At 60.9% G+C, this 13,967-nt stretch carries 14 protein-coding genes and 1 pseudogene; 8 read left to right on the forward strand and 7 right to left on the reverse strand.

Going from position 1 to position 13,967, the window contains the following annotated elements:
- Positions 1 to 45 precede the first annotated feature (45 nt).
- From R3E82_15475 to R3E82_15485, 3 genes and pseudogenes are all read right to left on the reverse strand, one after another.
- Complete coding sequence (locus tag R3E82_15475; GenBank protein ID MEZ5552285.1) at positions 46 to 270, reverse strand: hypothetical protein; 225 nt, start codon at positions 268 to 270, stop codon at positions 46 to 48.
- A gap of 82 nt (positions 271 to 352) precedes the next feature.
- A pseudogene (locus R3E82_15480) lies at positions 353 to 616 on the reverse strand (NAD(P)/FAD-dependent oxidoreductase).
- A gap of 20 nt (positions 617 to 636) precedes the next feature.
- Complete coding sequence (locus tag R3E82_15485) at positions 637 to 1,239, reverse strand: GNAT family protein (GenBank protein MEZ5552286.1); 603 nt, start codon at positions 1,237 to 1,239, stop codon at positions 637 to 639.
- A 177-nt stretch (positions 1,240 to 1,416) separates the two neighbouring features.
- Here R3E82_15485 and R3E82_15490 point away from each other — a divergent pair, with 177 nt between their 5' ends.
- Positions 1,417 to 2,010, forward strand: coding sequence for a hypothetical protein (locus R3E82_15490; GenBank protein ID MEZ5552287.1), 594 nt, complete (start codon positions 1,417 to 1,419; stop codon positions 2,008 to 2,010).
- 48 nt (positions 2,011 to 2,058) lie between these two features.
- Here the strand turns inward: R3E82_15490 and R3E82_15495 are convergent, their stop codons facing one another.
- Positions 2,059 to 3,207, reverse strand: a complete 1,149-nt coding sequence (locus tag R3E82_15495) for an FAD-dependent oxidoreductase (protein ID MEZ5552288.1) — start codon at positions 3,205 to 3,207, stop codon at positions 2,059 to 2,061.
- A 205-nt stretch (positions 3,208 to 3,412) separates the two neighbouring features.
- Between R3E82_15495 and R3E82_15500 the strand changes: the two genes are divergently transcribed.
- Genes R3E82_15500 through R3E82_15510 form a run of 3 tightly spaced genes read left to right on the forward strand, consistent with a single transcriptional unit; the run spans position 3,413 to position 5,372 of the window.
- A complete protein-coding gene (locus R3E82_15500) occupies positions 3,413 to 3,949 on the forward strand; it encodes an RNA polymerase sigma factor (protein ID MEZ5552289.1) in 537 nt (178 codons plus the stop codon).
- A complete protein-coding gene (locus R3E82_15505; protein ID MEZ5552290.1) occupies positions 3,946 to 4,446 on the forward strand; it encodes a hypothetical protein in 501 nt (166 codons plus the stop codon). The genes R3E82_15500 and R3E82_15505 overlap by 4 nt, the downstream gene beginning before the upstream one ends.
- Positions 4,447 to 4,475: 29 nt before the next feature.
- Positions 4,476 to 5,372: a DUF4097 family beta strand repeat-containing protein gene (locus tag R3E82_15510; GenBank protein MEZ5552291.1), complete on the forward strand. Its 897-nt coding sequence runs from the start codon at positions 4,476 to 4,478 to the stop codon at positions 5,370 to 5,372.
- 4 nt (positions 5,373 to 5,376) lie between these two features.
- Here R3E82_15510 and R3E82_15515 read toward each other — a convergent pair whose 3' ends face one another.
- Positions 5,377 to 7,221 carry an NAD(P)/FAD-dependent oxidoreductase gene (locus tag R3E82_15515; GenBank protein ID MEZ5552292.1) on the reverse strand — a complete coding sequence of 615 codons (1,845 nt, stop codon included), beginning with the start codon at positions 7,219 to 7,221 and terminating at the stop codon, positions 5,377 to 5,379.
- Positions 7,222 to 7,462: 241 nt separating this feature from the next.
- Here R3E82_15515 and R3E82_15520 point away from each other — a divergent pair, with 241 nt between their 5' ends.
- The 4 genes from R3E82_15520 (at position 7,463) to R3E82_15535 (ending at position 12,722) form a co-directional block, all read left to right on the forward strand.
- Entirely contained in the window at positions 7,463 to 8,533 is a 1,071-nt protein-coding gene (locus R3E82_15520) for a hypothetical protein (protein MEZ5552293.1), read from the forward strand.
- A 150-nt stretch (positions 8,534 to 8,683) separates the two neighbouring features.
- Complete coding sequence (locus tag R3E82_15525) at positions 8,684 to 9,112, forward strand: hypothetical protein (GenBank protein MEZ5552294.1); 429 nt, start codon at positions 8,684 to 8,686, stop codon at positions 9,110 to 9,112.
- A gap of 36 nt (positions 9,113 to 9,148) precedes the next feature.
- Positions 9,149 to 11,470, forward strand: coding sequence for a membrane-bound PQQ-dependent dehydrogenase, glucose/quinate/shikimate family (locus R3E82_15530; GenBank protein ID MEZ5552295.1), 2,322 nt, complete (start codon positions 9,149 to 9,151; stop codon positions 11,468 to 11,470).
- Positions 11,471 to 11,510: 40 nt separating this feature from the next.
- Entirely contained in the window at positions 11,511 to 12,722 is a 1,212-nt protein-coding gene (locus tag R3E82_15535; GenBank protein ID MEZ5552296.1) for a serine hydrolase domain-containing protein, read from the forward strand.
- 20 nt (positions 12,723 to 12,742) lie between these two features.
- On the opposite strand, the gene R3E82_15540 is transcribed toward R3E82_15535, so the two are convergent.
- Positions 12,743 to 13,354, reverse strand: a complete 612-nt coding sequence (locus R3E82_15540) for a DUF6134 family protein (GenBank protein ID MEZ5552297.1) — start codon at positions 13,352 to 13,354, stop codon at positions 12,743 to 12,745.
- Positions 13,351 to 13,848: a lipocalin family protein gene (locus R3E82_15545; GenBank protein MEZ5552298.1), complete on the reverse strand. Its 498-nt coding sequence runs from the start codon at positions 13,846 to 13,848 to the stop codon at positions 13,351 to 13,353. Before R3E82_15545 ends, R3E82_15540 begins: the two co-directional genes overlap by 4 nt.
- Positions 13,849 to 13,967: the final 119 nt, after the last annotated feature.

Below are 13,967 nucleotides of genomic sequence, written 5' to 3' on the forward strand. Positions count from 1 at the left end.
TGTCACATCCGGTTCACCGGCGAAGACTAGCTTATCCGTAAATTTTCAGCGAGCTGCCCGCCGGATCCATTCGAATGCGCCCAGTCCCGCCGCACTGCTGATCGCTTCATCGAGGGGGCGCGCGCGCTCCAGATTCAGGGGCAATGCTTCGATCGAACGGGCAAGCCGCCGCGGGTCGATCAGCAGCTCTCCCTGCAGACACTCCCGCAGCAGGGCGACTTTCACCGCAGACAGACCCGCCGATCTGCGCAGACATCGCGTAAACGGCATTGCCTTCCACACCGGTGCTGGTGATCACGAAATCTCCACGTCGGGATCGATCGTCACAGATGAGCCGGATCGCTCGAACCGCTTCGGGTGGAAATGCCGCCAGGGCAGCTGCGAGAAAATCGCGCGCAGCCCCGAGTCTCTCGAGAAACTCCGGGAGACTCTCCGCTCGACTGAGATTGAGTCCGCTGCGCCCTGCGAGCAGAGATTTTCGGCCCGGTGACGGCTTTGCCTCGAACACATGGACGTCCGCGTGCGGGGCAAGCACCTCCGCAGCAGCCAGACCCGCCGGTCCTGCGCCGACGATGGCGATGGAGCGCCGGCCATCTTTTCCGATGGTGGAAATCACATCACCTGATTCCGGCAGTTTCAATCCCTGTGACGTTCAAGTCTGAATTCGAGGTGATGTTTGACGTCACGCCACTCGCTTGCCAGCACGCTGTACATGACCGTGTCCCGCACCGTGCCATCGGGGCGTACCGCATGATGACGGATGACACCATCTTTCTTCGCGCCGAGTGCTTCTATGGCGCGCTGGGAACGGAAGTTGAAATTGTCCGTCCGCAGTCCAACCACCCTGCATTCGAGCTCTTCGAAGGCATGGGCGAACAGCAGCAGCTTGCAGGTAGTGTTCACATGGGAACGCTGACAGCGCTGCGCATACCAGGTGTAGCCGATCTCCACCCGGTCAACCGCGGGCATCACGTCGTGATAGCGTGTGGTGCCCAGCACATCACCACTGGCACGATCACGGACCACCCAGGGCAGCATATGCCCGGCCTTGAAGCCATCGAGTGCCTGATCGATGTATCTGCCTACCGCGGCTTCCTCCGGTTGCGGGACCGACGTGAACCAGAGCTTCCACAGATCGCCGTCTGCTGACGCCTGAATCAGTCCCTGTGTGTGATCCCGTGTCATGGGTTCAAGCCTCAGGCCGTTGCCCTCGAGACGCACTGCTTTCAGTTCCTTCATCCCTTCCCGGTCTTCCCGGTCTTCCTCCGTTACTGGACTTCAAACCCGGCTGCGACAGACCGCAGGCCATCGACTTCAGGTCAGGCGCCATTCTCGCACCGCCGCTGGTCTATGGCGATCCACCCGCCTAATCGCTACAGTGGTCCGTCATTTTTCCGCTTCAAGATGGGGAACGGTATGCCGACACTTCACAGAATGACTTCATGGCTGATCCTGGCTGGCACCGGTATCGTGTGCAGCGTCAGCGCGCTGGCAGACACCCAGTCCATCGATGCGGATACCTTTCAGTGCATTCGCGACATGACTCCGGTGCGGGGTTTCTACGTGGACAATCTCGATGGCAATCTCGAAGGGACCCTGGCAGTAGCGAATTCGAGCACCGGCGGCATCTATCCTCCCGGCTCCCTGGTACAGCTGGTGCCAACGGAAGTGATGGTCAAGCGCGAATCCGGGTTCAACGCTGCCACGAAAGACTGGGAATTCTTCGAACTCGACGTCTCCGCTGAAGGCAGCAGCATCCGCGCCCGGGGTTTCGCCGAAGTGGTGAATCGCTTCGGCGGCAACTGCTTCGCCTGTCATGCCCAGGCCCGGCCGGAGTGGGACATGATCTGCGAGCAGGACCACGGCTGTGATCCCATTCCGCTGACACCGGTTGTGATCAGAGCGATTCAGAAAACGGATCCGCGCTGTGAACCCATGGCGCTGGAAGCCGAAGAGGCCGCAGCCCTTGAGGCGCTGAGAGCGTCAATGGGCGGGGCGTCCGGCAACTGAGACCCCAGGTCCAGCGGAGCACCCGGGGTCCGGCACACCAGGACTCGGTCAGATCCGCAGATTATCGAACAGCCGCCGGTTATCGCCGACGATGCGTTCGGTGACTTCGGGCTCGGGATTACGACTCCAGTCGCCCTTCTGGTAGGAACCCCCCAGCACGATTTCTCCCACACGCGGAAACATGTAGGTATTACCACTGCCACCACCGACCGTGAGGTAATCGACCGCCGGATCGGGTGGGATGAACACGAGCTGTCCTTTGATCGGCGTCAGCTCGTCATCTGCAAACAGCGCCTTGCTGCCGAGACCGGTGCAGTTGAAGATCACCCCCTCTTCGAGACCCAGCACTGCAGCGAGGTTTTCGAAGTTGCGGATCACCATCCGCCCCCCTGCCAGCAGAAAATCATCGCGTATCCGCCGCAGGAAGCGTGCCGGTTCGATGAACAGGGAAACCGCGCGCCGCACATAAGGCGCCGGAAAGGGATGCTGATCGGTATCGAGATCGGCGACCGAAGTAAAAAGCTCCGGCATCACCCGCAGGTAGTACGGCGGCTCGGTGGATCGCCGGTTCAGATAATAGTTCTCGATGAAGCGCACCCCGTAGTCGGCCCCGACCAGGTTCTGGTAGGCGTGATGAGCAATGCGGGCGGCCGCCTGAAACTGCGCCTCGAAGGCCGGTGTGGCGAAGGCCTCTTCAAATACGCTGGTCGGCGCCCACTGACCCGCACCGACACTGGAAGTGCTGTGCCGCAGGGTGTCTCTTGTGTAAATCGTTACCCGCCAGCCGGCATCCTGGAGTAATCGAGCGGTGGTCAGCCCCATGACGCCGCTGCCGAGCACGGCGGCATCTCCTGCCGGCAACGACTGTGCTTCGCGCACGGCCAGCGCAGAGGACCCCCAGGACAGGGACAGGCCACCGCCGCCGTGGCCGTAGTTGTGGACGATTTCCTTGTCGTCGAGCCGCTCCCGGCGAACCACAAAACCCGAGCGACGGTAAGGTCGCAGCCCTACAACGACCCGCACTATACGGTCCATGGATATCCTTGGCGCAACAAACGGCCTGCGGGAGAGCGGGCGTGAATAGCGATCGAGCCTGACCGCTGCAGGCACGGCAGCACAGCCGGTCAGCGAAGCCGCCGCAGCAGCCCCCAGGCCGGTGAGCGCGCGGCGCCGGGTCATCTTCAGCGACTGTTGCAATGGGGGCTCCATCCCGGATCGGAAGGACCATTCTAGCGGGCATGGGATATCCGGACAGCCGGTTGATCGAAGGCGACTCCGCCATTCAGGCGTGGCATGTCGGAAACTCTTTCCGCACAGTCACTAAACCATCCGGTTGCAGGGAGCGTCTGAACGGAGGAAGAGGATCAGGGATCCCGCGGTGAATGCGCCTTGGCGGACACAAATGACCATCGGCATCGACGAACAGGCAACCCTCGCGCTGATCGAGGCAGCCCGGGGTGGCAACCGGGATGCGTTCGCTGCCATCTTCCGCAGCCATCACCGGCGCATCTTTACCCTGTGTCTGCGGATGACCGGAGACACCGGCAGCGCGGAGGACCTGACCCAGGACACCTTCGTGCGGGTCTGGCGCAATCTGGACAGCTTTCGAGGCGGTGCGAAGTTTTCAACCTGGCTGCACAGGATCGCGGTCAATACAGTGATCTCCCATACCCGCCGGCACCGTCACTGGCTGAGCTGGCGCCGGGAGTCGCCGGACACGGTTCCGGAACTCCCCGCTCCCGCCGAATTCCCCGGAACCCAGCGGGATCTCGAAAGCGCCATCGTGCAGTTGCCTGAGCGGGCCCGGCAGGTATTCGTGCTCGTGGATGTCGAGGGCTACACCCATGACGAAGCCGCTGCGGCGCTGAAGATCGCACCCGGCACGAGCAAGGCACACCTGTTTCGAGCACGATCACTGTTACGGGAGCTGCTTGAATGAACGACAGCCTAAAGCCGGACTGGCTGCGCCGGCACCTTGATGACCTGCCGGAGGAGATCGACCCGCCTCGGGACCTCTGGCCAGGGGTCGCACAGCGTCTTACGGGCGGGTCACGCCTGCGCCGGGAGAAGTTCGCGATGGCCGCCGTGCTGGTGATCAGCGCAGGTTTCTCTCTCTTCGGCTGGCAGGCCTACCGCAATGCCGAATCCGAGCGCGCGGCAACAGCCGTCATGATTGCCGGGTTGCTGGCCCCCTACGAACAGGCCGGTGCAGAGGCGGCAGCGCGCTGGCAGGCGCTCGCCGCCCGGCTCGATCCACAGACGCGTTCGCTGTTCAGCGCCGAACGGGACAAGCTCGATGCCGCCCGAGCGCTGTTGCTGGATGCCCTGCATAACGATCCTGCCGATCCTGCACTGCACCAGTTGATGCAGCAGGTCATGGGGCAGGAGACAGACCTCATCAAATCCGGCACCAAAGTAGCGGGTTACACACTTTGAACCATTGGCTAACCCAGGAGCATACGACCATGCATTTCCTTTCCACACGCCTTCTGCCGCTTACGTTCGTCCTGATTTTCCCGGCACTGCCCGTCCTTGCGGCGGAGTCCATTCAGGGTGCGCTGACGGCAAACCCCACCGGAGAGATCTCCATTCTCGTCACCCGCGGCGAAGTCCGGGTGGTGGGTGTAGACGGCAATGAGGTTTCCGTGACCGGCACCCGGGATCATCAATCCGAAGAGTTCATATTCGAGCGCACCGGCGATGTTGTGCAGATTGAAGACAGGCTGCCAAAGCGGACGAGGAGTGGCCCGGGCACGATGATCACCGTCGAAGTACCCCGTGGCAGCAGGGTGCGCACCCAGCTCGTGTCCGCCGACCTGGAAGTGTCAGAGCTGGCAGGTCCGGCACGTCTGTCTACCGTGAGCGGTTCGGTCAGGATGAGCGGCTCCGGTGACGAAACCGAAATCAGTTCGGTAAGCGGGAGCATCAGCGTAGAAGGTGCCGGTGGCGAAATCAGACTGGAAACGGTCAGCGGAAGAATCACAGCAAAAACTTCCGCACAGCGGATCTCAGCGCGGTCGACCTCCGGAAGAGTCGAAGTGCACAACGACACCGAACTCGTTCGCGGTCGGATAACCAGCGTATCGGGTTCGCTGCGTCTTGCCACATTCGCAGCACCCGATGGGGAAATCGAACTGGAGACTGTCAGTGGCTCGGGAACCATCGCCCTCGGTGGCGATCTGGACCTGCGGCTCGAAATCTTCGGCGGTCCGGGTGGCGACATCCGCAACCGGCTCGACGATACGCCCGTGGTCAACCGCGGACCGGGAACCGGGGAACGCCTCGATGCCCGATTCGGCAACAGCAGCGGTTATGTCCGCGCATCAACGGTAAGCGGCACTCTGACGATCGAAGGCTTCTGAGTGTTCAGCTCAGATCCATTCCTTCGAGCTTTCCGTCTTCCCGCCACTGCTGCAGCAGGGCGTTGAACGCATTGATCCCCGGCGCATAGGGCGAGTTCTGCCTGTTGGCCGTGGTGCTCGAAGTACCTTCGCGGTTGTAGTATCCGGGCGTGCAGGACTCCAGGAACTCTGCCGCCCCAGCTCCGCTGCCGGCAAGTCGTACAATCTCGGCTACCCAGGCTGCTTCGGCAGCCTCGCTGACTTCAGCCACCTGCAGCCCCCGCTTTTTGACCTGATCGATGATGTAGCTCACATGCACCGCCTGGTCATCAAACATGGCGGTCATGTTCGGAGACAGGCCGTTCTGATTGATACCGATGGTGAACCAGTTCGGGAAGCCATGACAGCTCAGTCCATGCAGGGTTCTGAAACCCTCTCTCCAGTGATCGTAGAGCGACTGACCATTGCGGCCAATGGTGTCGAAATCGACTCTGCGGTGGGCCGATGTGGTGATCTCGAAACCGGTGGCGTAAATAATACAGTCCACTTCATATTCCTGCCCGTTGGCGACTACGGCGTGGTCCGTAATTTTCTCGACGCCTTTGGTTTCGGACACATCGATCAGGTGGACGTTTGGACGATTGAACGTCTCCAGGTAGTCATCATTGAAGGTCGGGCGCTTACAGAACTGCCGATACCAGGGCTTCAATGCTTCGGCTGCGTCTTCCTTCTTAACCGTTTCGTCTACCCTCGCTCTGATCTCGTTCATCTTCTGAAAATCGGCGATCTCCGATCGCAGCGCGATCTCCTGCATATCCAGATCACCCGAATCAGAGTTCCGGTTCATCAGGGACAGACCGATTCTGCGCACGATGTCGGTCCAGCCATCCGCCACCAGATCCTCGGTGAAGTTCTGTCCGGCCAGCACCGCGGCGAAATTCTCCCGCCGTGCCCGCTGCCATCCGGACTCCTGACTTCTGTACCAGGCCTCATCCGTCGGTTTGTTGCCGCGCAGATCCACGGATGAGGGGGTGCGCTGAAAGACATAGAGGTTTTTCGCGTGTTTGCCCAGAAAAGGCACGCACTGAATAGCTGTGGCGCCTGTGCCTATGATGGCGACGTTTTTGTCCGCCAGCTTGTGGAGGTTACCGGTGTGATCCCCACCGGTGTACTCATAGTCCCAGCGGGAGGTATGGAATGTGTGGCCTTTGAAGTCCCGGATACCGGGAATACCCGGCAGCTTCGGCCGGTTCGCCGGTCCGGTGGCATGAATGACGAACTGCGCCCGGATATTGTCGTTGCGATGCGTTGAAACCTGCCAGCGGCGCTGGCTCTCATCCCATTTCACTTCGGTTACCCGGGTCTGGAAAATAGAATTCTCATATAGCCCGAAGTGCCTGCCGATCCGCTGGGTGTGTTCGAATATCTCAGGCGCGAAGGAATATTTCTCCTTCGGCATCACACCGGTTTCTTCGAGCAGTGGCAGATAGCAGTAGGATTCAATATCGCACTGTGCCCCGGGGTAACGGTTCCAGTACCAGGTGCCGCCGAAGTCGCCCCCGGCCTCGATGAGACGGAAGTTGGTGATCCCCCTTTCCTTCAGGCGGGCGGCCGCCATCAGACCACTGAAACCACCGCCGATGATCACCGCGTCTACTTCAAGATCCAGAGGCTCGCGCTCGAATCCCGGCTCGACATAGGGATCATCGTCCGCGTAATGCGCAAATTCCGAGGCGGCCTCCAGGTACTGACTTTCGCCATCCGAGCGCAGTCGCTTGTCGCGCTCGCGACGGTATCTGTTGCGCAGTTCCGTCGGGTCAAAATCCAGATCGGGAAACAGATTGTGGAGTCTTTCGCGTTCGGTCGTCATCGCCGGGCCTCGTTTACGGGTTAGATCCGCACAGCGCAGCTGTGCATGGCATTTCCTGGCACAAAGATACCGAAATTTCCGCAACAACGGACCGACCCGGCGCATGAGTCAAAAAATAGACCCTGCTCCAAGCCTGTCGCCCGCGGTCTCCCCCGGCGCTCGACAGGTTGGCTCGCGCCGTCGCCCTGAGCAAATCTATAATCCGGAGTTCCGGCTGGAGACTGGTCCCACAGCGAGACTGATGATGAAACTTCTTATCCCTTTCCTGCTCGGCTTTCTGATCATGGTCCCAGAGCAGTCGATCCGCGCTGAGGAGCCTGTGAACACCCGCCCCGATCTCAGCGGTACCTACGACACCGCAACCCTGACCCCGCTGGAGAGACCCGAATTTCTCGGCGAGACCAAGCACCTGTACAAGTGGGTGGCGGAACTGCTGAGCTGGGCCGCGGGACTCGGACTCGAGTTTGCATCGACGAGCGAAAGCGATCCGGACCGGGAAGCGCCGCCCGTGGGTGGCGACGGCTCCGGCGAAGCCTTCGGCGCGGGCAATGTGGGTGGCTACAACACCTTCTGGATCGATCCGGGTGACAGAGCTTTCGAGATCGACGGCAAATACCGGACGTCGATCATCATCGATCCGCCCAACGGTCGCATGCCGAAGCGGACGCCGGAAGGTGAGGCCCGGATGGCGGACAACTTCAGTTCATTTTCCCACGCCAACACCGGCACCGCTTCCTGGCTCGACCATCCGGGCCCTGGCCCTTTCGATGGCCCCGAAGATCTCGCACTGGCCGAACGCTGCCTGCTCAGTTTTGCCGGTGGTCCGCCCATCCTGCCAAGCCTTTACAACAACTACACCCGCATCGTGCAGACCGATGATTACGTGATGATCCTGCTCGAAATGGTGCATGACGCGCGCATCGTGCGCATGAACTCCGAGCACCGGCCCGCCTCCTACCGGAGCTGGCTGGGAGATTCCATCGGCTGGTGGGAGGACGACACGCTGGTGGTGGACACAACCAACTTCCGCAGGGAAACCGGCCTCTATGGCGCTGATGAAAACCTGCATCTGGTAGAGCGATTCTCCAGACTGGAAAACGGCGACCTGCTCTACCATTTCACCGTGACCGATCCAACCGCCTGGGAAGCGCCCTGGAGCGGCGAGTATTCCTGGCGCAGCAGCGACCAGCAGGTCTATGAATACGCATGCCACGAAGGCAACTACGCCATGGGCGGCATACTGCGTGGAGCCCGGCTGCTGGAGCAGGAGGCAGAACAGGGCCTCGCGAGTGTCAATGATGCGGGCAAGTAGGGTTCGCGCGGGGTCAGGGAATTCGCGCAGCCGGCGGATCCTGCTGGCACGCTGCTGACCACGGTTCCTGCAGCTGGATGGCCGGATGACGCCTTCACGGCATCAAGGCCACTCGCCCTCGCCTATGCGGTGGCCGCGGCGGAAGAGTCTGTGCTCTCCGGCTACCGCTACGCAATCGACTACACCTCGCTCTCAGTGAAGCTCGGTGCAGTCGTCGATCCCAGGGCCGATGAAGGAACCCGCATCGGGATTCGCAGCTCCACACTCGCCGAAGGCGTGAAGGCCAGACGCCTGGCTGCTGTGGTTGCCGATAGGGACCGCCTGGCACCCCAGGAATACTGGTGCGCACGCATGTTGAAAAGCGTACCGGAAAACGCAGAACTGGTTCAGCAGACTTCGGAATCCACCACCTACCGCTTCGAGCCCCAGCCCACCGGCAGCCCGAACGACGGCATCCTCGAATTTCTCACAGGAGAAATCGGTATCGACAGCCGTTCCGGCGCGGTACTCCACTTCAGTCTCAGTGCGCCGGCTTGCACATCCTCTGATGGATCACGCAAACCCTCACAGGAATGGTAGGCTTCGCCGTTCGGTAAAAGGCGGACGCAAGCAAGCATGCAGACACAAGGCAACTGGACCCTGAAAATCACAGCGGTCCTGATCGCGCTGATCGGACTGCCGATGATCTGGTACGGAGTCGAACTGGCTCTGATCGGTGGCACGCTCTATTACGCTGTCACCGGTATCCTCATGTCGCTGAGTGCGTTTGAGCTGTGGCGTCGGAACCGTCGAGGCTTCTATCTGTTTGCCGCCGCACTCCTGCTGACCCTGGCCTGGGCCGTTTACGAGGCAGGTACCGAGTTCTGGCTGGTCGGATCGAGAATCTGGATCATCGGTCTGCTCGCACTGTGGCTCTGTACACCGCTGATCCGGCGGCCGCTGTGGGGCGGAGATGCCCCCCGCCTGTTGAGCGACCGAACTGTGCAGGTCTGCGCGGCGGCCAGTGTTCTGGTGCTGGGTGCGATGACGGTGAACCTGCTCAACACCCCGATCCTGCCCATCACCGACACAAAGTATGGTCCGCCTCAGAACTCTTCCGACTGGACCGCCTATGGTGGCAGTCAGGCAGGTACACGCTATGCGCCCCATGACCAGATCAACAGGGAGAACGTCGCCGGGCTGACGCAGGTCTGGCAGGCTGATACGGGCCAGGTGGGCCGCTTCAGCGCGACCCCCATTCAGATAGACGACGCCCTTTACCTGTGCACAGCTCAGAACATCATGCTGGCACTCGACGCGGACACGGGTGCCGAACGCTGGCGTTTCGACCCCAAGAACCAGACACCGCCTTACGGCATCATCGGTAACTGCCGCGGTGTGACCTATTACCACATCCCGGAACGACCCAGGGGCGAACTGTGTGCCGAGCGCATCTACACAGCCACAACCGATGCCCGGATGCTTGCAGTCGACAAAACAACCGGTGAGCCCTGCGAAGAATTCGGCGGCAGCGGTCAGATTTCCCTGCTGGCTGGCATGGGCGAGGTCAAGCCGCTGTTCTACTTTGTCACCTCACCTCCCACCGTCGCCAGCGGTGCGCTGGTGGTCGGCGGATGGGTGGCGGACAACCAGGAAATCGAAGAACCTTCGGGTGTGGTGCGTGCCTATGATCCACGCACCGGGGATCTGCTGTGGGCCTGGGATCTCGGGCGGGAAGGCGAGACCGATCTGCCGCCGGAGGGTGGCACCTATACCCGGGGCACGCCCAATGTCTGGAGTCTCACATCCGCGGATGACGAACTGGGCCTTGTGTATGTGCCAACCGGCAATGCCACGCCCGATTATTTCGGCGGGCATCGCAGCGCGGCGATGGACAGGTTTTCCAGCTCGATCGTCGCGATCGACGCCCGGACCGGCCTCACCCGCTGGCACTTTCAGACCACCCACCACGATATCTGGGACTACGACGTCCCCTCCCAGCCGACCCTCGTGGATCTCACCTGGGACGGGGAGCGCCGCAAGGCGGTAATCGTGCCCACCAAACGCGGCGAGTTGTTTGTGCTGGATCGCGCCACCGGTGAACTGCTCGCCGAAGTCACCGAGCGGCCTGTGCCACAGACCGATCTGCCGGACGAGCGCTCCAGCGCCACCCAGCCGTTTTCAACCGGCATGCCTTCCTTTGCCCATCCACGGATTCGCGAGCAGGACCTGTTCGGCGTGACACCATTCGACCAGATGGCCTGCCGCAGGAAGTTTTACGGACTGCGCTACGAAGGACCTCTGACACCCCCCTCGGTTCAGGGCACGCTGCTTTATCCCGGGCCTGCCGGGGGGATGAACTGGGGCAGCGTGGCAGTGGATGAAGAACGCCAGCTGATGGTCGTCAACAACATGCATCTGCCTTTTACCGTACACATGATCCCGCGTGAGGAAGATCTGCTGACCTCTAACGAAGGCATCACACGCGGCTACGGCATCGGGGGTCCACAGCGCGGCACACCCTTTGCGGCGAAAGTGAACATGTTCGCATCGCCGCTTTTCCTGCCCTGTATCAAACCCCCTTACGGCGAGATCGCAGTGGTGGATCTCACCACCCGGCAGATCGTCTGGCGCCGGGGCATGGGCCTGCTGGAACTGGGCTTCCCCTACTCTGCTGGTTCGATCGTCACCGCCGGTGGCCTGATCTTTAACGCCGGGGTGATGGATGGAAAATTCCGGGCGTTCGACGTTCTGACCGGGGAGACCATCTGGCAGAGCGAGCTGCGCAGCGGTTCGGATGCCACCCCCATGAGCTACGTCAGCCCCAGGACCAGCCGCCAGTACGTGCTGGTTACCGTGCCCGGTCAGGGCGGACCCGGCGACACCGCAAGCGGGGAAGGTGCGGTGAGTACAGAGCAGACCGGTGGCAGGGTGATCGCCTACGCGCTGCCCCGATAGACGATTCCGATGTAAACATTCTGGTGAAGCGAGAACAACTGTGACCATTCAAACAAAAGCAACGGACCTGGATTTTTCTGAACTCCATCAGCAGATACAGGGCTATGTGGATCAGAACATCATTCCCTTCGCCAGCACTCTGGTGATGCAGGGCGACCAGGTTGTCGACCTTCACTACTACGGCGCGCCCGGTAACGCGACGCAGCTGCGCGTCGCCGAGGACACGATTTTCCGCATGCATTCGAGCACCAAGATCGCCTGCTCTCTGGGGGCCATGCTGCTGTGGGAGGAAGGCCGGTTCTCCCTCGACGATCCTCTGGAGAAATACATCCCGGCGTTCGCCGACATGCAGGTACTCAAGCCGGATGCGAAAGCACTGGAAGACAGCCGTCCCGCAGCGGGTCCGATTCGAATCCGCCACATCCTTTCACACACCGCCGGACTGTCTTACGGTTTCATCGAGCCGGAATCAGTGATCGATCAGGCCTACAACCAGGCGGGCATCAACCCGCTCATGCCTGGCACTGGCCTCACCCTCGAAAGCCTGTGTGAAGGGCTCGGCCAGCTGCCGCTGTGCTACGAGCCTGGCGCCTTCTGGAGATACAGCTTCGCCACGGATGTGACAGCGCGGCTCATCGAAGTCATCAGCGGTCAGCGTTTCGACGAATTCCTTAAGGCGCGACTGTTCAAGCCCCTCGGAATGATCGATACGGACTTTTATGTGCCGGAGGAAAAGCTGGGCCGCTTCAGCACTCTGTACCTGCCGGCCGACCCCCTGGATCCGATGAGCGAATGCGCGGGTCCGATGGATGCACCGGAAACCACCTCCCATGCCCAGCGCCCGACATTTCTCTCGGGCGGCGGCGGGTTGATGTCGACACTCGTCGACTATCTCGCGCTGAGCAGGATGATCGTCAACAATGGCAGTCACAACGGCCAGACAATCATCAAACCGGAAACCCTGGCGCTGATGCGAACCAATCAGTGCGCGGATGGCGTGGTGGTCAATTTCCCGATGTGGAGCATGCCGGGCACCACCTTCGGACTCGGATTCGCATTGAAAGGCCAGCCGGCGGAAGGTGAGCCGGACAGCGCGGCCGGTGAGTTCCACTGGGGCGGAATGGCCGGTACACACTTCTGGTGGTCGCCGCAGGCGAACATCAGCGGCATCTGTATGACTCAACGCATGCCCGGCTTCTGGCATCCGTTCAGCCACGATTTCAAGAGACTTGCCTACAAGATTGCCTCATGAAGTGACCACTGACCGCCGCTCTAAACCGGGGATTCAAATCGGTATTCCAGTCGCCGCCCATCCCGCAGGGTGGAGAGTCCGCGCCACTGATCCGCCGCGTATTCGAGATTGATCACGAACTTTTCGGAGTTGATGGCGACCCGGCCAGCGCTCTCGCGATTGAAGGTCACCGGCTCGTAGGCGCCTGTCTGGCTGTTGAGCAGGCGTTCCTGCTGCTGCAGCGTCGCTGCATCCCAGTAGGCAAAGGTCGCCACACAGCCAGGCAGGGATCTGCTCTCAACCGCTCCGGCTTCCTCCACTTCGAGCGCAAATCCGTCCGCCTGAAGGCTTCCTCGCAGCGCGGACTCCCTGCCATTGACCATCGTGCTGCTGGAAATCGACTGGAGGCAGCCACCTTCCCAGACTTCATGCGCGGTATGTCGATAGCGATACAGCGGCACCATCAGCACTTTCACCTCGAAGCGGGCATCTGACTGCACGGTATATCCACCACCCGTGGTCGGTTCCACCACAAACGTATGTTCACCAATGCGTTTGCCGTCAAGATACACGCCGAAGTCGTACTGTACGGCACGGCTCAGGGCAGCAGGCGCGATGACCACAAGTACGAAAAGCATAAAAACCAGTTTCATTCAACGCCCCCTGCAGACTCCGTTCGGAGTCTGTTTTCGATACCGCCATGAGGAATGCGAATGATCCGGGAGATGTCGTAGCCGATACCCTCGAGCCAGCTGATGTGTCGCTCCAGACTGTCCGGATCGAGTATCGAGCGGGACATGATCCAGACGTAGTCCCGCCTCTCCCGTCCAATGATCGTCGTTGCATACGCCGGGTCGAGATAGATAATCCGGTAGTCGGCCTTGAACGGCCAGACGAACTGCATACCCCAGCGGGCATTCGTTTCATCATTGAGAATGTATCCTGTAGCGACCATTCGCTTTTCCGGACCATTCAGGCTGCCTTTGTTGTAACTGAACTCAGTGAGGACAGTGCCATCATCCCGAAGCGTGTAGCTTTCGACAGCATTGTGCGCACCCCGCTCGAAAGGCGTAGGTATCGCCGCCATCACGTACCAGTCGCCCATGAAACGCTCGAGATCGACGTGCTCAACTGTCTTCATGCTCATCGGTGCCTGACATCCTGCGGTGAACAGCAACGTGCCTATCAACCCCATTCGGATACTGAATTTGTGGTACATCATGAGTGCTAATGTTGTCGTACCGCTGCAGAATGGGTGACGGGGCG

This window comes from Pseudomonadales bacterium, assembly GCA_041395945.1.
Taxonomy (GTDB): Bacteria; Pseudomonadota; Gammaproteobacteria; order Pseudomonadales; family Azotimanducaceae; genus SZUA-309.